Source organism: Paraburkholderia phenoliruptrix (assembly GCF_019511605.1).
Taxonomy (GTDB): domain Bacteria; phylum Pseudomonadota; class Gammaproteobacteria; order Burkholderiales; family Burkholderiaceae; genus Paraburkholderia; species Paraburkholderia phenoliruptrix_A.
The window spans coordinates 204,517-224,805 of the sequence record NZ_JAEUAV010000004.1; the positions used below are offsets into that span (position 1 = coordinate 204,517).

Genomic DNA, 20,289 nt, shown 5'->3' on the forward strand with positions numbered 1-20,289 from the left:
GGCATGGACCGCACCCGGCCGAAGCGCCGCGCTAGAATAATCATTTGACCGACGAGACCGAGCCATGAGCACGCTGGAACAGCTGTACTCGCAAGCGGACAAACGCCGCACCGAAAACCAGTTGCCGTATGCCGGCGCGCTCTCGCCGGCGGAGGCGTTCGAGCTACTGCAACTCGATCCGCGCGCGCGTCTCGTGGATGTGCGCACGCGCGCCGAGCTCGACTGGGTCGGCCGGCCGGTGATCGGCGATGGACAGTATGCGCACGTCGAATGGACGCGCTATCCGGGCGCCATACCGAACCCCGAATTCCTGCCTCAGTTGAGCGAGGTTGCGTCGCCGGACACGCCGGTGCTGTTTCTGTGTCGCAGCGCCGCGCGCTCGAAGCTGGCTGCGATCGCCGCGGCGCAGGCCGGTTTCTCGCACGCCTATGACCTGCTGGAAGGATTCGAAGGCGACAAGGACGGCCAAGGGCATCGCAAGACCGTATCCGGGTGGTGCTTCCGCGGTCTGCCGTGGATCGGGGCTTGAGGGCTGAGGGCTGAGGGCTGAGGGCTGAGGGCTTGAGGGCTTGAGGGCTTGAGGGCTTGAGGGCTTGAGGGCTTGAGGGCTTGAGGGCTTGAGGGCTTGAGGGCTTGAGAGCTTGAGGGCTTCAGCAGCCTGAGATCGACGCTGAAGCCCGCGCGAGACGAGCCTTGGTCGCGCCCGAACTTTTGCCGCTTACTTGCAGCGCTTGCCGGCTCATTGAGGAAGCGCGACGGCCGAGCCTGGCGGCCGGGCCAACATTCAGGCTCGACGAATGGCCAGAGCAGTGAGCCTCAGCAGCACGCCCGAGCAGCCAGCCCCAGCAGTCCGCTGCACCAGTCAGACTCGATAAACAATCAGGCGCAGCAGTCAGCTTCACCAGTAAGCCACAGCAACCAGGCGCACCGGTCCAGCGAACGCTACCCCGCCCGACCCGAGCCAGGCCACCTCCGTCGCTCACTCGCCCGGCTTTGCCGCCGCAGCCTCGTGCTCGACAATATCGCCGCCGAGCAGGTGCACCCCTTCGCGCAGCTTGACGAACGCCGCGGCTACCGCTTCCGGCTCGCCCTTCACACCCAGGTCGATGTGATGGCGCGCATAGACGCCGCCGCGCTCCGCGTCGCCCACGCTCGGCAGACTGAACACCCGCACGCCCGGAAAGTCCTGCTCGATCTTCTCCATGAGCGGCGTGAGACGCGACTCCGGCAATTCGAAAACCAGCAACGACTTCTCCGCGTGCGGCATGGCGTGGTGCAGATGCGCGTAGTGCGTGTCGAGCACCCACTCGATCATCGGCCATGCCATGACCGGGAAGCCCGGCACGAAGTAATGCTCGCGGATCGAGAAGCCAGGAATCTTGTTGTAGCCGTTCGGAATGATCTCCGCGCCCTGCGGGTACGTGCCCATATTCAGCCGATGCAGATTCTCCGGCGAGTTCAGGTCAAGCGGCGTAGTAGCCGTCGCCGGATACATGTCGCGGATGCGCTCCTGAATCAGCTTCTGCGCCTGCGGATGCAGTTGCAGCGGCACCCCGAGCGCGGCTGCCGCGCATTGACGCGTGTGGTCGTCGGGCGTGGCGCCTATGCCGCCCGTCGAGAAAACGATGTCACCGGACTCGAACGTGCGCCGCAGCGTCGCGGTAATGCGCTGCGGATCGTCGCCGATGTACTCCGCCCAGCCGAGCGACAGCCCGCGCGCGCCAAGCAGTTCGATGACTTTCGGCAAATGCTTGTCGACGCGCCTGCCCGACAGGATTTCATCGCCGATGATGATGACGCCAAATGCCATTGCCGCCTCTTTGGTTGTCTGGTTCGTTGATCAATAAGGAATCGGGGCCGTCTGCCGCACGCCGCCGGCCTCGTCCGCGCGCATGCGCTGCAGCGCCCGCAGACAGTAGTAGCCGAACCACAGCGCCGAAAACACGAGGATGAACGCGTAAATCCAGATCGTCACCGCCGTGACGACCGGAAACAGCACCACCAGCCACACCGACGACGCCCACACCAGCGTGGGCAGCGACCCGAGCAGGCCGCTCGCGACGCCGATCAGCAGGAGCGGCAAGCGAAAGCGCCGCACCAGCGCGCGCCGCTCGTCGCGCGTGGCGTGCAGCGCGAGCGCGTCGTAGGTCATCACGCGATAGGTCAGCCAGCCCCACAGCAGCGGCGGAATCAACGCGAAAAACGGCGGTACGAGCCACAGCGGCAGCGTCACGACGAGCAGCACGAGGCATACCAGCGTCGTCCACAGCGCCTGGCCGAGGCTACCGTACCACGTTCCGCCGCGGCGCATTTCCAGGCCGGCGAACTGGCGCGTCGCCAGAAAGCGGATGACGGCCGGCATCGACAGCGTCGCGATCAGCAGGAGGACGGTCACGACAATGAGCGGGATCGTCATCGCAATCACGAGGAACGGCGCAATGGCCGCGTGCAGCGCTGAAAAACCGAGCGAGTCGAACAGATGGTAAAGCGTGACGGTAAACGACCAGCTTTCGAGCCAACTGCGGGTCGCGCCGATCAGCGTTTGCCAGGAAAACCACAGGATCACGCCCCACCCGACCGTTGCCGCAAAAAACGGCATGAAGGTCAGCCAGAGCATGCGCGGGTGGAGCGCGCTTGCGAGCGCACGCCCGAACGAGCGCAAAAGGTCATTCATGCGAGCTGGTGCCGGTGAATGCAACGATGAAATGAAGGAAGCGGCGCGGCGGCCACCCAATGCGGACCGCGCGCGCGAACGTGGACAGCATAAACCACGCAAGCGACCACCGGCGAGACCGGCAGCGCATCAGGCAGAAAGGCAGGCGGGTTCAGACCGCGGTCGCGCCGCTCTCATTGCGGCGCCGCGCGGACAAACGCCGGCCGATGCGCACGAAAGCAAGCCAGTGCTGCGCCCAGAAGCCTTCGCCGTAGGTGCGGCCCTGCAACTGGTCGCTGATGCCGGTGGGCTCCATGTCGCGGCTCCACGACACGCTGCGAAACAGCATGTCCCACCACGGAAACAGCACGCCGAAGTTGCAGCCGTATTTCAGGCCCTCGTGACCGTAGCCGATTGCATGATGGCGCCGATGAAACGTAGGGCTCACCAGCAAGCGCTCGCCGAGCCAGCCGAAGTAGAGGCGGATGTTGGCATGCTGGACGCTCTGCGCGAGATTCGTGATCGCGACCAGCACGACGAACTGCGACGGCGGCACGCCGATCACCAGCGCAATGACCGCGAAGAACGACGCCTGCAGCAGGTCGTCCAGCAGATGGTTGCGGTCGTCGGCCCACAGGGACATCTGCTGCTGGCTGTGATGCACCGCGTGCAATTCCCACCACACGCCGATGCGGTGCTGCCAGCGGTGATACCAGTAGCCGGCGAAATCGAGCGCGAGCAGGTACATGACGAACGTGACGAGCGGCTGCGTCGTCACGCCCGGCCAGAGGTTGTCGAACTCGATATTGGAGATGTTATGCAGACGCAGCCATGCCTGAACATTGTCGAAAAACGGCTGCAGCGCGAAGAAGAAAAACAGGTTCAGGATGCCGAGCTTCGCGATCCACGTGTAGATCACGTCGACCCGCACCGCCTTGCGGTTCTCCCACTGCTCGACCGGGCGCAGCGCCTCGAGCGGCCGCAGCACCGCGTACATGGCCAGCACCTCGATGATGCCCACGATCACCCAGTAGAGGCTGTCGTAGGTGTCTTCGTCGTAGTCCATCAGATCGAAGTGGAACAGCAGCGGCTGCACCACGTTGACGTACAGCAACGTCTGCGCGGAGGAGACGAAGTTGTCGAGCGAAGAGAAGATCAGATGGAACATGGCGCTGGTGGTGACTTCGATCTTTGCGGCTCTTATCTCGCGACACGAGCTTGCAACATGCCGCGGCTTTGACGCGGCATGGCAGGCCCTATTATCACGCGCCGTTGGGCGCCGTGACCGGCGCCCGATTAAAGAAATAGATGCCGTGCGGCGAGCGGCCCACGGCGATCGTCTGGATCAGCTTGCGCGTGCTCAGGTCGATGATGCCGATGTGCTTCGCAAAGCGGAACGTTACCCACAGATAGCGTTTGTCGGCGGAAAGTTCCATGTCGTCCGGCCCCGGCATCAGACCCGTGATGTCGCCCACGTTGGTGAGCGACTCCTCGTCGATGATGCTGATGGTGCTCGCGACGCGGTTCGACACCGCGACATGCCGGCCGTCCGCCAGCGAGCGGAAGTTGTGCGCGCCATTGCCCGTGTGGATGGTCTTCACGACCTTCTGCGTATGCCAGTCCACCACCGCCACGTAGTCGGCGCCGGTCATGCCGACCAGCAGGTACTTCTCACCCGGCGTCATCCACAGCCCTGCCGGCACCTTGCCGACCTTCATCTTCCACTTGACGGTTTGGGTGGGCAGATCGATTGCGGCGAGTTCGCCGGACACCTGCAGCGTGACGAAGACCGTCTTGCTGTCGTTCGTGAAAGCCATGTGGCTCGGCATGACCGCGAGGGGCAGTCGCGACGCGAGCGTCATCTGGTTCTTCTGGCTGTCGTAGTGATAGATGTCGAGACGGTCGAGGCGCAGACCGGTCGTGACGAGCCATTTGCGGTCAGGCGAAAAGCCGATCTGGTACGGGTCTTCGATGTTTTCGACCCAGCGCTGGACCTGCCCAGTTTTCGGGTCGACCAGCATCAGATTGTTCGACACCGAGTTTGCGACGATCAGCGAAGAGTTGTCCGGCGTCACCATCAGGTGATGCGGCTCCTTGCCCGTGGGCACCGTGCCCACGACCTGGTGGCTCGCCTCGTCGATGAGGCTCAGCGTGGCTTCGGCGGAATTGAGCACGATCACGTTGTTGGCGCGCGCAGCCGGAGAAAAAAAGCCTGCTGCGGCGGCGAGAGCAAAGCCTGCGGCGAACGTGGCTGTCACGCCGCGAAGAAAAAATTTACGCATGAAAACTCACTTCGGAGAACGGCTGTCATTGTAGAACGTTTGCCGCTGCCTGCGGTTGACGTAGGTCGGGCCGCGCGACAGGGAAAATGAAGGGTCACATGCGAGTGGGTCTAGCGGGATGGTGCGACGAACGCATAGAAAGCACCGCACTGGATAGCGAAAAAAGCTCTTCTTATTCCCGGCTCAAATAAACGGGAACACGCTTAATAAAATACGCCGCGCCTAAGATTAATTCTGAGTAATCTTTATTTTGTCCAGATAATCGCATTCATTTACACAAAAAATTAAGACGGAAAATATTTATTTCACAGTTTTCGGATTTGGCTTATTTCTGGCACTTAATCCACCCTGGACAATCCTCGCGCGTTCATCGTCCAGCCCTCAACCCGGTGGACGTTCGAGTGGGCGGACTGATCCGGTCAATGAAAATGCGCCAATCCAGCGCCACGATGAGTAGTGGCAGGCAACCACATTGCCATCGATAGTGGTAATTTTCCCGGCCCTTTAAACGGGCGATGACGCCTCGTCCGGATTATCGCGCCCACTCCGCCACACAACAGCAGCGCGGAGTTAATAGGTGAACAAGACTTATCAATTAATCTGGTGCGAAGCAACATGCACGTGGGTAGCGGCCCCGGAAAGCTCGAAGGCGAAGACCCGGCGCGGTTCGGCCCGCGCAAAAACCGTCGCGCTGGCGGTGCTCGCCGCCGCCTTGCTCGGGGAAAACGCGCTGGCCGCGGGCTTTAATGCAACAGAGGTAGGGCCAATGGCCAATGCGGCGGGAGACGGCTCGGTGGCAGTGGGAGTGAGCACGACCGCATCCGGGGTGAATGCGATTGCCGAAGGCGCAAATGCCATTGCTCTCGGGGACAACGCCGTCGCGCTGGGGATGGGCGCCACGGCGAGTGGCGCCGCTTCGACCGCGACGGGCCTCGGCGCCCGCGCGTTGGCGGACGGCGCCACCGCCACCGGAACGGCTGCGGTGGCGGCCGGCCTGCGCTCGGTGGCGAGCGGCTTTAACTCGCATGCGAACGGCACCGACTCCATTGCGGCGGGTGCCGGCGCGACCGCCAGCAGTGACGGCAGCACGGCGTTGGGCGGTTCCGCGCAGGCCAATGCCACGCTGTCGAGCGCGGTCGGATACGGCGCACGCTCTGCCGGAATCAGCGCGGTTGCGCTCGGCTATGCCGCCACGGCGTCGAACAATTATTCGTTTGCGGGCGGCGCATCCGCCAAGGCCGCGGGCGACAACTCCACGGCACTCGGCTATTCGGCCTCGACCACGGGCCTGAACTCGGTCGCCCTTGGCTATGCCGCCAGCGCGTCGGCCGACAACAGCGTCGCGCTGGGTTCCGGTTCCACCACCAACGCAGACCTCACCAAGGCCGCCTATGTACCGTCCGGCGCCGCTCCCGCGACAATAGCGGGGGCAACAGCAATGGGCGAAGTGTCGGTGGGCTCGTCGGGAAGGGAACGCCGGCTGACCAACGTCGCCGCCGGTGCGGACGCGACCGACGCGGTCAACGTCAGTCAGTTGCAGGCCGCGACCACAGGTCTGTCGCGGTACTTCAAGGCCGACGGCGCCAATGACGGCAGCGACGACGCAAGCGCAACGGGCGCTCGTGCGCTCGCGGTCGGCAGCGCCGCAGCGGCGAGCGGTACTCAAGCGGTCGCCGTCGGCGCGAGTGCGACGGCGAGCGGTGCGGACGCGGTCGCTCTCGGCTCGAATACCACTGCCGGCGGTACAGCGGCCGTCGCTCTCGGCGCAAACGCCAAGGCTAGCGCCGAGGAGGCGGTCGCTTTTGGCACAAGTGCGGCGGCCAGCGGCGCCGGTGCCGTCGCCCTCGGCAGTTCGGCGTTGGCCGCAGGCCAAGGCAGCTTCGCCGCCGGCACCAGTGCCCAGGCGCAAGGCGGATTCAGTACCGCCGTGGGCGGCTTTGCCAATGCGGCCAGCGACGGCTCCACCGCGCTTGGCTACGAGGCCAGCGCGACGAGCGGCAACGCCACCGCGCTCGGCTACCAGGCACGCGCGCTGGCGGCGAACTCGGTCGCGCTGGGCCAGGGCTCTGTCGCGGATCGGGCCAACACAGTCTCCGTCGGATCGAGCGGCAACGAACGGCAGATCACGAACGTCGCAGCCGGCGTGCAAGGGACCGACGCGGTCAACGTCACGCAGCTCAATACCGCGGTCGGCAACGCGTCGCGCTACTTCAAGGCCGGCGGCGCCAATGACGGCAGCGACGACGCGAGCTCCACAGGAGACCGCGCGGTCGCCATCGGCAGCAGCGCGGCGGCCAGCGGTTCAGAGAGTGTGGCGGTCGGGGCAAGTGCTATCGCAAGCGGCGGGAACGCGGTCGCCGTCGGCGGCTCGGCGCTGGCCACAGGCCAAGCCAGCTTCGCCGCCGGCACCAGTGCCCAGGCGCAAGGCGGATTCAGTACCGCCGTGGGCGGCTTCGCCGATGCGGCGAGCGACGGCTCCACCGCGCTTGGCTACGAGGCCAGCGCGACGAGCGGCAACGCCACCGCGCTCGGCTACCAGGCACGCGCGCAGGCGGCCAACTCGGTTGCGCTGGGCAATGGCGCGTCGAGTTCTGGTGTCGGCGCCATTGCCGTAGGCACGGCAGCCAGCGCGCCCAGCGACTATGGCGTGGCGCTCGGCCAACTCGCCTCTGCGCAGGGCGCCGGTTCGCTCGCTCTGGGTGCGATGTCGCAAGCGCAGGCACCGGGCTCGGTCGCACTCGGCCAACGCTCCGTCGCGGATCGCGCCAATACCGTCTCGGTCGGCTCCGCCGGCAACGAACGCCAGATCACCAACGTCGCGGCCGGCACAGCCGACACCGACGCCGTCAACGTCGCGCAGTTGAAAGCCGTGAGCGACCAGGGCACCGCCACCGCCGCGAAGCTCGACGGCGCGGTGATGTACGACCGCAATCCGGACGGCAGCGTCAACAGGAATAGCGTCACCTTGGGCGGCGACGCAGCGAGCGGCGGCACGGTCCTCCACAACGTGGCCGACGGCGTCGACAACTCCGACGCGGTGAACGTCGGCCAACTCAACGCAGCGATCAACGGCGCGGTGAACAACGCCGTCGTCAATGCGGCCAACCCATTCGTCAGCGCGGAAGGCGACCGCGACCTGGAAGGCGCCGTTTCGTCCGCCGTGCACTCGGTGGCGAGCGGGGCGAACGCGCGCGCCACCGGGGCGAACGCCAGCGCCGTCGGCGCGAACTCGCTCGCCAGCGGCAGCGGGGCGACCGCGCTCGGTGCAGGCGCCACGGCAAGCGCCGCGAATTCGGTGGCGCTGGGCCAAGGCTCGGTCGCGGATCGTGCCAACACAGTGTCGGTCGGCGCAGTGGGTCAGGAACGTCAGATCGCCAACGTTGCAGCCGGCGTGCAAGGCACCGATGCGGTCAACGTCAACCAGTTGCAACAGAGCATGAGCGGCACCCTGGGCGCAGCGCGCGGCTATACGGACGACCAGATCCGTTCCGCGCGGCGCGATTCGTATGGCGGGACCGCATCCGCCCTCGCCATGGCCGGTCTGCCTCAAGCAGTCCTGCCTGGCCGGGGCATGGTTGCCATGGCCGGCGGCACCTATGGCGGGCAGTCGGCGCTCGCCATCGGCGTGTCGCAGTTGTCGGAGACGGGCAAGTGGGTCTACAAGCTGCAAGGCACCACGGACTCGCGCGGCCAGTTCGGCGCGTCGGTCGGTGCAGGCATGCACTGGTAAAAACGGCACCGTAGATCGACGCATCGCCGTTAGCCGGCGATGCGTCGCAATGCGAATGCAGCGAACAGGTAGGCTCGGGTCCAATCCCGGCTTGAATGGCTTCGTGCGCGATGGGCGCCCGAACAGCGGGGCACGGCGCGCGCCCTTTTTGGCGGGAACCGGAAGGACCGTCAGCACAGCCGAGTTGGGTTGGGCCTTGGGTTGTGCCTCGGGGTTGTGCCTCGGGTTGGCCTCGGGTTGGCCTCGGGTTGTGCCTCGGGTTGGCCTCGGGTTGGCCTCGGGTTGGCCTCGGGTTGAGCCTCGGGTTGAGCCTCGGGTTGAGCCTCGGGTTGAGCCTCGGTTGAGCCTCGGTTGAGCTTCGGGTTGAGCTTCGGGTTGAGCCTCGGGTTGGCCTCTGGTTGAGCCTCCGATTGCCCCTCGGATTGCCCCTCGCGTTACACCGCGCGACACACCCGGCCCACGCCCACCCTCGCCCAGCTCAGCGCTGCATCGAGTCCCACACCTTGTAAAGCCGCTTCACGGAGACGGGCATCGGCGTGCGCAATTCCTGCGCGAACAGCGACACGCGCAACTCTTCCAAAAGCCAACGGAACTCGGAAAGACGCGCATCCGGCACGCCGCCACGCTGCGCGAGCGCGCGCTGATAGTGCTGCAACAACGGCTGGAATTCGGCAAACTGCCGCGCATCGCGCGCGGGGTCTGCTTTCAGCTTGTCGATGCGCAATGCAATGGCCTTCAGATAACGCGGGAAATGCGTCAGTTGAGAGTACGGAGTATCGACCACGAACCGCTTGCCGATCAGCGCATCGAGCTGATTCTGCATGTCGGCATGCGCGCTGGTGAATGACCTGGCCTGCACCAGCTTCTTCAGCACAGCCGCGTACTCGCCGAGAATCTGCCCGACTAGTCGCGCAATTTCCTGAGCAAGCAGGCTCAGACGGCTACGCCCTTCGTCGCGCCGCGTGTGAAAGCTCGCGTCGTCGTCCGGCAACGGATCCTGCAGGCACGCGCGATCGAGCGCGGTGTCGACCAACTGGTCGCGCAGTTCTTCCTGCGTGCCGCGAGTCATGAACTGCATCGCCATTTCTCGCAAGCCCGGCAGGTTCTTCTCCAGATACTTGATCGGCTCCTTCAACTGCAACGCGAACAGCCGACGCAAGCCCGCGCGATGAATGCGCGCCGCCTCGTCGGGTGAATCGAACACCTCGACGTCGCAATGGGTGCCGCGATCCACCAGCGCCGGATAACCGAACAGCGTCTGCCCGCCGCGGCGGATTTCGAGCAGCTCGGGCAGCTTGCCGAAATTCCAGGTAGTGAGGTTTTCGTACAGCGCGGTGCCGGCGCTCCCGCCGCCCGAGGCCGCGCCCTGCGCGCCCGGCACGGCAACGCCTGGCGCGCGCGCCGCCTTGCCAGCAGACGACGCCCCCGGCGGCGACGCCACTTCTCCGCGCGCCCCAGCGGCGCCAGCAGTACCAGCAGCACCCGAAGCACCCGCAGTCCCCGCGAGCGCCGCGCCCGCCGCGCTCGACGCGATCTTCTGGAAATGCTGCTGCGCCTGCCCGCCGAGCTCCGCGCGCAGTTGCGACAGATTGCGGCCCATCGCGAGCTGCCGCCCGTGCTCGTCGATCACCTTGAAGTTCATGAACAGATGCGGCGGCAAGGTCTCGAGTTTGAAGTCGGCCTGCCTGAGCGCGACCTGCTTCTGTTCGCGCACATCGGCGATCAACGCTTCGAGTAGACCGCCCGCGGCAAAACGCGGCGGCTCATGACGCTCGACGAAACCCGCCGCGTACTCCGGCAGCGGCACACAGTGACGCCGCAGTTTTTGCGGCAACGACTTCAGCAGCAGTTGCGTCTTCTCCTTCAGCATGCCGGGCACGAGCCACTCGCAGCGCCGCGCGTCGACCTGATTCAGCGCGAAGAGCGGCACGGCGAGCGTGACGCCGTCGCGCGGGGAACCCGGCTCGAAGTGATACGTGAGCGCCATCTCGACGCCCGCCATCGTCATCCGTTTGGGGAACAGGTCTGTCGTCACACCGGCGGCTTCGTGGCGCATCAGGTCGTCGCGCGACAGGTACAGCAGGCGCAGCTTGTCCTCCGGCTGGCCGCTCTTTTTCACCTCGTCGCGATACCAGCGCTCGAATGCCGCGCCCGTGTAAATGCCTTTGGGCAGCGCCTGGTCGTAGAAGCCAAAAATCAGTTCTTCGTCGACCAGCACGTCCTGACGGCGCGACTTATGTTCGAGTTGCTCGATGTCGGCAAGCAGCTTGCGGTTGTGCGCGAAAAAACCGAGGCGCGTGTCGAATTCGCCTTCGACGAGCGCGCCGCGAATAAACAGCTCGCGCGCGCGCGCCGGGTCTTGCTTGCCGAAGCTCACGCGGCGGCGGTGGTAGATCGGCAGTCCGTACAGCACCGCGCGCTCGAACGCGGACACCTGCGCCGCGCGCTTTTCCCAATGCGGCTCGCTAAGCGACTTCTTCAGCAGATGCGCGCCGATCTTCTCGATCCACTCGGGCTCGATCCTCGCGATGCAGCGCGCGTACAGACGGCTCGTCTCGACCAGTTCTGCGGCCATCACCCATTTGCCCGCTTTCTTCACCAGCGCGGAGCCCGGCCACAAATAGAACTTGATGCCGCGCGCGCCGAGGTAGTACGGCTCGTCGTCGGCTTTCAGACCGATGTTGCCGAGCAGGCCCGTGAGCAGCGCCAGGTGGATCTGCTCGAAGGTCGCCTCGGCTTCGTTCAGACGCCAGCCGTGCTCGCGCACCACCGTCAGCAACTGCGAATGAACGTCGCGCCATTCGCGCAGACGCAGTTGCGACAGGAAGTTCTTGCGGCATTCCTCGTGCAACTGCTTGTTCGACTTCTTGTGCGCAATCGCTTCTTCGAACCAGTTCCAGATCTTCAACCACTGCAGGAATTCCGAGCGTTCGTCGGCAAAGCGGCGATGCGCCTCATCGGCCTGCTGCTGCGCCTCGATCGGCCGGTCGCGCGGGTCCTGCACGGACAACGCGCTCGCAATGACCAGCACTTCCTTCAGCGACTGCTGATCGCGTGCGGCGAGAATCATCCGGCCGACGCGCGGATCGAGCGGCAGACGCGCGAGTTCGCGGCCAAGCGGCGTGAGCTGATTGTCGTCGTCGACGGCGCCCAGTTCGTTCAGCAGTTGATAACCGTCGGCAATCGCGCGGCCAGGCGGCGGCTCGATAAACGGAAAGGTCTCAATTGCCGTCAGATGCAGCGACTTCATGCGCAGAATCACGGAAGCCAGCGACGAGCGCAGAATCTCCGTGTCGGTAAAGCGCGCGCGGGCCTGGTAATCGCTCTCGTCATAAAGACGGATGCAGATGCCGTCGGCCACCCGTCCGCAACGCCCTGCCCGCTGATTCGCGGCGGCCTGCGAAATGGGCTCGACCTGCAACTGCTCGACCTTGTTCCGATACGAGTAGCGCTTCACGCGCGCAAGGCCCGTGTCGACCACATAGCGGATGCCGGGCACCGTCAGCGAGGTTTCCGCGACGTTTGTCGCGAGCACGATGCGCCGCGCGTTCGAGGTGCGGAACACGCGCTCCTGGTCGGCGGCGGAAAGCCGCGCGAAGAGCGGCAGGATCTCCGTATGCGGCGGATGGTGCTTGCGCAGCGCCTCGGCCGCGTCGCGAATTTCACGCTCGCCGGGCAGAAACACGAGCACGTCGCCGGGGCCTTCGCGACACAATTCGTCGACGGCGTCGACCAGCGCTTCCATCAGATCGCGGTCGCGCTCCTTGCCGGTTTCGCGCGGCGACCTTGCCCGCTCGCCGCGCGCAGCGTGCGAGCTCGGCGCACCGGCGCCGGCCGAGGTGCCACCCGAGGTGCCTTGCGCGGCGTTTACCGCCGTGCTGTCTTGAGCAACCGGACGGTAGCGCACCTCCACGGGATAGAGGCGCCCGCTCACTTCGATCACCGGCGCGGGTTTGTCCTCGCTGCCGAAGTGGCGCGCGAAGCGATCGGCGTCGATGGTCGCCGAGGTCACGATCAGCTTCAGATCGGGGCGCTTCGGCAGGACTTCCTTCAGATAGCCGAGCAGAAAGTCGATGTTCAGACTGCGCTCGTGCGCTTCGTCGATGATCAGCGTGTCATACGCGTTGAGCAACGGATCGGTCTGCGTCTCGGCGAGTAGAATGCCGTCTGTCATCAGCTTGACCGACGCGCCGGGCGACAGATTGTCGGTAAAGCGCACCTTGTAGCCGACCACCTCGCCGAACGGCGTGCCGAGTTCTTCGGCTATGCGCCGGCCGGTTGCCGAAGCCGCAATGCGGCGCGGCTGCGTGTGGCCAATCAGCCCCGAGCCGCCGGCACCGAGGCCGCGGCCCAACGCGAGGCAGATTTTCGGCAACTGAGTAGTCTTACCGGAGCCTGTTTCGCCCGACACGATCACCACCTGGTTCTCGGCGATGGCTCGTGCAATCTCGTCGCGACGGCCGGACACCGGCAACGCTTCGGGAAACCTGATCGGCGGTATCGGGTTCGGCGCGACGACAGGGCGGGCGCTGCGCGGCGAGTGCGCCGCGCGCGGTTCGCGGCGCTCATTGCGCGGGTTGCCCTGCGCCTCGGCGCCGTGCGCTTTTTCGTTTGACACGCCACGCTGCGGCTTTTCATTCGGCGCGGCACGCTTCGCCTCGCCGCTCTGCGCGGCGCGCTGCGCCTCGCGCCCCGTACGGGGCGTGTTCGGCTGGCCGCGCTTCGCCTGCTGGCCGGCGCCGCGCTGCGCGTCGCCTGGCTTCGTTTGATCGGCGGCCGGCGCCGCATTCTCGTTCGCCGCGGCGGGACTTTTGGGTACATTCGACATGGGGGCGCATTATAATCCCGGGCATGAATTCCCAAACCGACCTCGTCCCCGCGCCCGCGAGCGTTCCGGCCCCTGCCGGCACATCGGAAGACCTCGCACAGCACGCGCAATTCGTCGACTGGATGCGCTCAGTCGCCCCTTATATCCACGCGTTCCGCAACAAGACGTTTGTTGTCGGTTTTGGCGGCGAGGTGGTGCATCAGGGGCTGCTCAATGCGCTCGTGTCGGACATCGCGCTGCTGCAGGCCATGGGTATCCAGATCGTGCTGGTGCACGGCTCGCGTCCGCAGGTCGAAGAACAGATGAGCCTGCACGGTGTCGAGTCCGAGTTCTCACACGGCATGCGCATTACGGACGCGCGCGCGCTCGAATCCGCGAAAGAAGCGGCCGGCGAAGTGCGTCTGGATATCGAGGCGGCCATCAGCCAGGGCTTGCCGAACACGCCGATGGCGCACGCGCACATCAGCGTCGTGTCGGGCAATTTCGTCACGGCGCGCCCGGTCGGCATTCTCGACGGCGTGGACTTCGCCCACACCGGCGTGGTGCGCAAGATCGACGCCGATTCGATCCGCCATTCGCTCGCAAGCCGCAAGCTCGTGCTGCTTTCGCCGCTCGGCTTCTCGCCCACCGGCGAGGCGTTCAATCTGTCGATGGAAGACGTGGCGTCCGCCGCCGCCATTGCGCTGCGTGCCGACAAGATCGTGTTCCTGACCGAAACGCCGGGCCTCATGCAGGCTGGCGAAGACGGCCCTGAACTGATCCGCGAACTGTCGCTCGACGACGCCTACAAGCTGCACGAAAGCGGCGAAGTGACCGGCGACGCGGGCTTTTACCTGAAGCACTCGATCCGAGCGTGCCGTGGCGGCGTGCCGCGCGCGCACATCATCCCCTACGCGCTCGACGGCAGCTTGCTGCTCGAACTGTTCCTGCACGACGGCGTGGGTACGATGATCTCGTACGAGAACCTCGAAAGTCTGCGCGAAGCGACGCCGGACGACGTCGGCGGTATTCTTGCGCTGATCGAGCCGCTCGAATCGGACGGCACGCTGGTGCGGCGCGGCCGCCATCAGATCGAACGCGACATCGACCATTTCTCGGTGATCGAGCACGACGGCGTGCTGTTCGGCTGCGCGGCGCTGTATCCGTACACGCAGGAGCGCATCGGCGAAATGGCCTGCCTCACCGTCGCCCCCGAAGCACAGGGCACCGGCGACGGCGAGCGCCTGCTCAAGCGCATCGAGCAACGCGCGCGGGCACGCGGCCTCACGCGCATTTTCGTGCTCACCACGCGCACCGAACACTGGTTCCTCAAGCGCGGCTTCGTCAAGGTCACGGTCGACGACCTGCCCGAAGACCGCCGCCGACTCTACAACTGGCAGCGCAAATCGCTCGTGCTGATGAAACAGCTCTGAGCGACCTCATATAAGCGCCTGGCCGTCGTCCCCACATCGATTACAGGAGAAGCACAGCATGACTCGTATGGTTCAATGCGCGAAGCTCGGCAAGGAAGCCGAAGGCCTCGATTTTCCGCCGCTGCCGGGCGAACTCGGCAAGCGGATCTACGAAAGCATCTCGAAGGAAGCGTGGCAAAGCTGGCTGAAGCAGCAAACCATGCTGATCAACGAAAACCGCCTGAACATGGCCGACCCGCGCGCGCGCCAGTATCTGATGAAGCAGACCGAGAAGTTCTTCTTCGGCGAAGGTGCGGACACCGCGCAGGGCTACGTGCCGCCGGCGGGCGAATAAGAGACGGGTAGGCACCGGGCGAGAGCGCCGCGTGCCCGATGAAGTTTGCGTGAACGCCGCGATTCGTTGCTCGATCGGCCTTGCACACTCGCCGCCCACCGCCCAGAATCCGCGCCTCGTGCGCGGATTTTTTTCGTCCGCAGGCCGGCGCAAAACTCCCCAAACGGTACATTTTTGGGCCGTTTAAACCCTTTGCGCAGACCGCCGCGATTCCCGCAATCCCCCGCCCCGCAAGGGATCGGGCGGCATTGCCCGGCCCGCCGGGTAAAAGCAGGTTTGCACGATCCTCTGTCATCGTGCTAATATGTGCGTCGTTCCAACAGCAATTCACCTTCATTCGCGTTCCCTGACCTTGCGACACCAAGTGCTTGCACTGCGCGTGTCCATCGCGATGGAACAGTTTTTTATACAAGAAGGCTTGTCGGTCGTATCGCGGTTTGAGCTTGCCTGACGCCCCTCGAGAGAGTTGGCCAACGGGTTTTGCACAAGCGGCGAGTCAAGCACCGGCCTTTTTCGTTTCAAGCCTTCCAACGGCGTAGGGTCTGGCTTCCAGCCATCCGCGTCCTCATGCACCTGCCCCGTTCCACGGCCCGGCAAGTGCGACAGTCAGCACAATCTAGACGAGTGTTTTTTCGCGACCTGGCTCGCGAGGCACGGGCGCTTGCCGCTTTTGCGGCCCTGGCTGCGCTGCTGCGTTTTGTTTCGACGCGCACCCGCTCTTTCGCCGCCGCGGCGAAGAGGCCCTCGCCCCGTTTGCGAAACTGCACTTTCCAGCAACCGTGGCGGAACGCATCATGAGTTTCGTCGCAGTCATCGGAGTATTACCTTGACCGCTTCCAGCAACGGCTTCTGGCGACACCAACAAGAACAACGCCTTTCCCTCGACGACATCACCGTCGTCGACAACTCTCTGCTCAAGCGTGCCGTCGGCGCGATGGCGCTTGGCAACGCAATGGAATGGTTCGATTTCGGCGTGTACAGCTACATTGCCGTGACCCTCGGCAAAGTGTTCTTCCCGTCGTCGAGCCCGTCCGCCCAGTTGATCGCGACTTTCGGCACCTTTGCCGCCGCGTTTCTGGTGCGCCCGGTCGGCGGCATGGTGTTCGGGCCGCTCGGTGATCGCATCGGCCGTCAGCGCGTGCTGGCGATGACCATGATCATGATGGCGCTCGGCACTTTCGCGATCGGCCTGATTCCGAGCTATGCGTCGATCGGCATTCTTGCGCCGGCGCTGCTGCTCGTCGCGCGTCTCGTGCAAGGCTTCTCGACCGGCGGCGAATATGGCGGCGCGGCGACCTTCATTGCCGAGTTTTCGACGGACAAGCGCCGCGGCTTCATGGGCAGCTTCCTCGAGTTCGGCACGCTGATCGGCTACGTGCTCGGCGCGGGCACGGTCGCGGTGCTGACCGCGACGCTCACGAACGACGCGCTGCTGTCGTGGGGCTGGCGTGTGCCGTTTCTGATTGCTGGTCCTCTCGGACTCGTGGGTCTGTACATCCGCATGAAGCTCGAGGAAACGCCCGCGTTCAAGAAGCAGGCCGAGCAACGCGAGGCCGAGGAAAAGGCGCTGCCCAAGCAGTCGTTCCGCCAGCTGCTCGCGCAGCAATGGAAGCCGCTGCTGCTGTGCGTCGGCCTCGTGCTGATTTTCAACGTGACCGACTACATGGCGCTGTCGTATCTGCCGAGCTATCTGTCGGCGACGCTGCACTTTAACGAATCGCACGGTCTCTTCATCGTTCTGATCGTCATGGTGCTGATGATGCCGGCCACGCTCGTGGCAGGCCGCCTGTCCGATGCGATCGGCCGCAAACCGGTCATGCTGTTCGGTTGCGTGGGACTCTTCGCGCTGGCGATTCCCGCGCTGCTGCTGATCCGTATGGGCACGGTGCTGCCGGTGTTCGCCGGCCTGATGATTCTCGGCATGCTGCTGTCGTGCTTCACGGGTGTGATGCCCTCGGCACTGCCGGCGCTGTTCCCGACGAAGATCCGTTATGGCGCGCTCGCCATCGGTTTCAACATTTCGGTGTCGCTGTTCGGCGGTACGACGCCGCTCGTGACCGCATGGCTCGTCGACCGTACCGGCAATCTGATGATGCCCGCGTATTACCTGATGGGCGCGTCGCTGATCGGCATCGTCTCCGTGGTGGCGCTGCGCGAAACCGCCCGCAAGCCGCTGCTCGGCTCGGGCCCGTGCGTCGCGACGCGCGCCGAAGCACACGCCGTGCTGCGCGGCGAACGCGAAGCCGAAGAGATGGACGAACGCTACGCGGCTACGGCGCGTGCGTGATCGAATGAAGCAATGAAGCAATGATGCAATGAGGCACGGCGCTCCGCCGCGCCGTGCGTACGAACGCATGCAAATGTGTGCATTTACATGCAGGACGGGCCGGCTTTACAGCCGGCCCGTTTTCATTTGAGCAACGAGTCGAAGCTCGCCTCGGCGCGCGTGCCGTGGACAACCAGCATGCCCGCCGACACCGGCAGCTTGAAGCGCCGTGGTCCCGCACTGCCGGGATTGACGAAGAGCACGCCGTCGCGCTCGCTGATCGACGGCTTGTGCGAATGGCCGGTCACCACTACGCCGATGCCCTGCCGGCGCAAATCGGCCGGCACGTCGGCTATATCGTGCACCACCAGAATGGTGACCTGCTGCACGGTAAGCGTGGCGTGCGTGGGCAGCGAACTGGCCCACTCGCCGGTGTCGTTGTTGCCGCGTACGACTGTCAGCGGTGCGATTTGCGAGAGCGCGTCGAGCACCGCCGCGTTGCAGATATCGCCCGCATGAATGATGGCGTCGCAGCCCGCGAGATAGTCGAGCGCTTCGGGCCGCACGAGGTTGTGCGTGTCGGAAATCAAGCCGATGCGCGCTGGCGGCAAGGCGTGCTTACGTAGAGTCATGAAGGCAGTCGTGCAAGCTTCGATGCACGCACGCTCACGCTTCCAGCACGTGTTCGATACGCCGGTCAGGCACCAGCCACCAGGCGGCAGCAAGCGTATAGAGCGCCGCCGCAATCCACGGCGCAACGAACGCGAGCACGATGCCCGCGAGATAGATCGCGACGGAGACCCTGCCCTTGAAGTCGTTGCCGACCGCCTTCGCCAGAGCCGAATCCTGGCCGTGCTGCCGAACGAGCAAGCGCGTGAGGATGAAATAGGCAATTGCCGACATGAAGAGCACGACGCCGTACAGCGCGGTCGGCCACGAAGCCAGATGATTTTCGCCGACCCAATGCGTGACCGCAGGCAGCAGCGACAGCCAGAAGAGCAGATGCAGATTGGCCCACAGCACGCCGCCGTTGACCTTCTGAACCGCATGGAACATGTGGTGATGATTGTTCCAGTAGATGCCCACGTAGAGGAAGCTCAGCACATACGCACCGAACACCGGCACGAGCGGCCGCAGCGCGGCGAGATCGAAGCCCTCCGGCACCTTGATTTCCAGCACCATGATCGTGATGATGATGGCGATCACACCATCGCTGAAGGCTTCGACGCGTCCCTTGCCCATCGGCTGTTCCTCGAGTGAATGCGGTTGGATTGCACCGCATCGCGGATTATCCGCGATGCGACGACGCCTTGTCGATCAGCGCCTCGCAGGTCGCGTTACTTCAGCGGACGCAGACCATCGAGCAAGGTCGGGATCAATTCGCTGATAGTCGGATGAATGTGCATCGCGTATCGCAAAGTGGGATACGGCGCGCCCGCCGTCATGATGTCGATGAACGTGTGGATCGCCTCGTCGCCTTCTATGCCGTGAATCGCAGCGCCGAGAATCTGCTTGCTGCGTGCGTCGGCGAGCACCTTCATGAAGCCGTCCGTCTCGCCGCGTTCGCGCGCGCGGCCCACGCGCGACATCGGCATCGTCGCGATCAGTGCTTCGCGGCCGCTCTTGCGCACGTCTTGTTCCGAGAGACCGACGCGCGCAAGCGGTGGATCGACGAACACCGCGTACGCCATGATGCGCGCGTCGACCGAGCGCGCGCCGCCGTCGAGCAGATTCGCCGCGACGATCTGGTAATCGTCGTAAGAGGTATGCGTGAATGCGCCGCGCCCGTTGATGTCGCCGATCGCCCACACGCCCGGCACGTTGGTGCGCAACTGGCTGTCCACGGGAATCGTGCCGTGCCGGTCGGTCTCGATGCCGGCTGCCGCGAGGCCCAGATCATCGGTATTCGGCTCGCGCCCGGTCGCGAACAGCAGATGCGAAGCCTCGAGCGCCGGCACGTTCTGCTCGAAGCCGATGCACACCTCATGCTCGCGATGCGGATGCGGCTCGACCCGCGAAGGCTGCACGCCGAAGCGGAACTCCACCCCTTCGCGCGCAAGCACCTTCTGCACCGACTCGGCGAGATCGGGGTCCTCGCGCGTGAGCACCCGGTCGCCACGCACCAGCACCGTCACTTCGCTGCCGAAACGGCGAAACACCTGCGCGAATTCAAGCGCGATATAGCTGCCCCCGACAATCACGAGCCGGTCCGGCAATTCGCTCAGTTCAAGCAGACTCGAGTTGGTGTAATAGCGGATTCGCTCGATGCCCTGGAGCGGCGGCACCACCGCGCGCGTGCCGGTGTTCAGGAAGATTTCGTCGGCGCTCAACTCATGCAGCAGCGTGCCGTCCGGTGCGCTGATGGCAAGCGCATGCGGCCCCGTGAACCGCGCGTGGCCATTGAACACGGTGACGTTTTCCGTGCCGCGCAGCCATTGTTCGACGCCGTCGCGCGACTGCCCGATGATCTTGTCCTTGCGCGCCTTCACCGCCGCCAGATCGACGTTGACCGAGCCGCTCACCAGAACGCCGAGTCGCGCAGCGTGGCGCGCCACGTGCGCCGCACGCGCGCTCGCCACATAGGCCTTGGTCGGCGTGCAGCCGACGTTCACGCAAGTTCCGCCAAAGGCCGCGCGTTCTATGACCGCCGTGCGGCGGCCGCTTTGCCCAAGCCGAACGGCGAGCGGCGCGCCGCCCTGCCCGGTGCCGATCACGACTGCGTCGAAATGCTGTGCCATGGCGACTCTCCTCGCGGCTCGTGTGCTGGTCGTCGCATCTTACGCC

The 20,289-nt window shown here is 65.0% G+C and carries 13 protein-coding genes; 5 read left to right on the forward strand and 8 right to left on the reverse strand.

All coding sequences use genetic code 11. From position 1 onward, the window contains the following. The first annotated feature begins 64 nt into the window (after window positions 1-64). Window positions 65-529 (forward strand): rhodanese-like domain-containing protein, encoded by a 465-nt coding sequence (locus JNB89_RS08700; protein ID WP_220361917.1) that lies wholly within the window; start codon window positions 65-67, stop codon window positions 527-529. A gap of 450 nt (window positions 530-979) precedes the next feature. Here JNB89_RS08700 and JNB89_RS08705 read toward each other — a convergent pair whose 3' ends face one another. The 4 genes from JNB89_RS08705 to JNB89_RS08720 all read right to left on the reverse strand — a co-directional run bounded on the left by JNB89_RS08705 (window position 980) and on the right by JNB89_RS08720 (window position 4,935). After that, entirely contained in the window at window positions 980-1,810 is an 831-nt protein-coding gene (locus JNB89_RS08705; RefSeq protein ID WP_220361918.1) for a competence/damage-inducible protein A, read from the reverse strand. 30 nt (window positions 1,811-1,840) lie between these two features. Next, the gene (locus JNB89_RS08710; RefSeq protein WP_013338737.1) at window positions 1,841-2,674 is read right to left on the reverse strand and encodes an EI24 domain-containing protein; all 834 of its coding nucleotides are present in this window, start codon (window positions 2,672-2,674) and stop codon (window positions 1,841-1,843) included. A gap of 151 nt (window positions 2,675-2,825) precedes the next feature. Beyond that, window positions 2,826-3,821, reverse strand: a complete 996-nt coding sequence (locus tag JNB89_RS08715) for a sterol desaturase family protein (RefSeq protein ID WP_013338736.1) — start codon at window positions 3,819-3,821, stop codon at window positions 2,826-2,828. Between the two features lie 94 nt (window positions 3,822-3,915). Then, on the reverse strand, window positions 3,916-4,935 hold the full coding sequence (locus JNB89_RS08720) for a beta-propeller fold lactonase family protein (protein WP_220361919.1): 1,020 nt from the start codon (window positions 4,933-4,935) through the stop codon (window positions 3,916-3,918). Window positions 4,936-5,512: 577 nt separating this feature from the next. On the opposite strand from JNB89_RS08720, the gene JNB89_RS08725 reads away from it, so the two are divergent. Then, window positions 5,513-8,665, forward strand: coding sequence for a YadA-like family protein (locus tag JNB89_RS08725; RefSeq protein WP_220361920.1), 3,153 nt, complete (start codon window positions 5,513-5,515; stop codon window positions 8,663-8,665). A 478-nt stretch (window positions 8,666-9,143) separates the two neighbouring features. On the opposite strand, the gene hrpA is transcribed toward JNB89_RS08725, so the two are convergent. Further along, on the reverse strand, window positions 9,144-13,493 hold the full coding sequence (hrpA, locus tag JNB89_RS08730) for an ATP-dependent RNA helicase HrpA (protein WP_220361921.1): 4,350 nt from the start codon (window positions 13,491-13,493) through the stop codon (window positions 9,144-9,146). Between the two features lie 23 nt (window positions 13,494-13,516). Here hrpA and argA point away from each other — a divergent pair, with 23 nt between their 5' ends. The 3 genes from argA (at window position 13,517) to proP (ending at window position 17,526) form a co-directional block, all read left to right on the forward strand. After that, entirely contained in the window at window positions 13,517-14,905 is a 1,389-nt protein-coding gene (gene argA / locus JNB89_RS08735) for an amino-acid N-acetyltransferase (protein WP_013338732.1), read from the forward strand. Between the two features lie 58 nt (window positions 14,906-14,963). Continuing rightward, the gene (locus JNB89_RS08740; protein ID WP_013338731.1) at window positions 14,964-15,239 is read left to right on the forward strand and encodes an oxidative damage protection protein; all 276 of its coding nucleotides are present in this window, start codon (window positions 14,964-14,966) and stop codon (window positions 15,237-15,239) included. A gap of 826 nt (window positions 15,240-16,065) precedes the next feature. Further along, window positions 16,066-17,526 (forward strand): glycine betaine/L-proline transporter ProP, encoded by a 1,461-nt coding sequence (gene proP, locus JNB89_RS08745; protein WP_013338730.1) that lies wholly within the window; start codon window positions 16,066-16,068, stop codon window positions 17,524-17,526. Window positions 17,527-17,648: 122 nt separating this feature from the next. On the opposite strand, the gene JNB89_RS08750 is transcribed toward proP, so the two are convergent. The 3 genes from JNB89_RS08750 to JNB89_RS08760 all read right to left on the reverse strand — a co-directional run bounded on the left by JNB89_RS08750 (window position 17,649) and on the right by JNB89_RS08760 (window position 20,243). Beyond that, complete coding sequence (locus JNB89_RS08750) at window positions 17,649-18,137, reverse strand: metallophosphoesterase family protein (RefSeq protein ID WP_220361922.1); 489 nt, start codon at window positions 18,135-18,137, stop codon at window positions 17,649-17,651. A gap of 34 nt (window positions 18,138-18,171) precedes the next feature. After that, a complete protein-coding gene (locus JNB89_RS08755) occupies window positions 18,172-18,747 on the reverse strand; it encodes a TMEM175 family protein (RefSeq protein ID WP_013338728.1) in 576 nt (191 codons plus the stop codon). Between the two features lie 95 nt (window positions 18,748-18,842). Continuing rightward, window positions 18,843-20,243: an FAD-containing oxidoreductase gene (locus JNB89_RS08760; RefSeq protein ID WP_220361923.1), complete on the reverse strand. Its 1,401-nt coding sequence runs from the start codon at window positions 20,241-20,243 to the stop codon at window positions 18,843-18,845. Window positions 20,244-20,289: the final 46 nt, after the last annotated feature.

Coding starts and splice junctions, on each gene's coding strand:
- JNB89_RS08700 (WP_220361917.1), top strand. CDS start 65: ATGAGCACGCTGGAACAGCTGTACTCGCAAGCGGACAAACGCCGCACC.
- JNB89_RS08705 (WP_220361918.1), bottom strand. CDS start 1,810: ATGGCATTTGGCGTCATCATCATCGGCGATGAAATCCTGTCGGGCAGG.
- JNB89_RS08710 (WP_013338737.1), bottom strand. CDS start 2,674: ATGAATGACCTTTTGCGCTCGTTCGGGCGTGCGCTCGCAAGCGCGCTC.
- JNB89_RS08715 (WP_013338736.1), bottom strand. CDS start 3,821: ATGTTCCATCTGATCTTCTCTTCGCTCGACAACTTCGTCTCCTCCGCG.
- JNB89_RS08720 (WP_220361919.1), bottom strand. CDS start 4,935: ATGCGTAAATTTTTTCTTCGCGGCGTGACAGCCACGTTCGCCGCAGGC.
- hrpA (WP_220361921.1), bottom strand. CDS start 13,493: ATGTCGAATGTACCCAAAAGTCCCGCCGCGGCGAACGAGAATGCGGCG.
- argA (WP_013338732.1), top strand. CDS start 13,517: ATGAATTCCCAAACCGACCTCGTCCCCGCGCCCGCGAGCGTTCCGGCC.
- JNB89_RS08740 (WP_013338731.1), top strand. CDS start 14,964: ATGACTCGTATGGTTCAATGCGCGAAGCTCGGCAAGGAAGCCGAAGGC.
- JNB89_RS08750 (WP_220361922.1), bottom strand. CDS start 18,137: ATGACTCTACGTAAGCACGCCTTGCCGCCAGCGCGCATCGGCTTGATT.
- JNB89_RS08755 (WP_013338728.1), bottom strand. CDS start 18,747: ATGGGCAAGGGACGCGTCGAAGCCTTCAGCGATGGTGTGATCGCCATC.
- JNB89_RS08760 (WP_220361923.1), bottom strand. CDS start 20,243: ATGGCACAGCATTTCGACGCAGTCGTGATCGGCACCGGGCAGGGCGGC.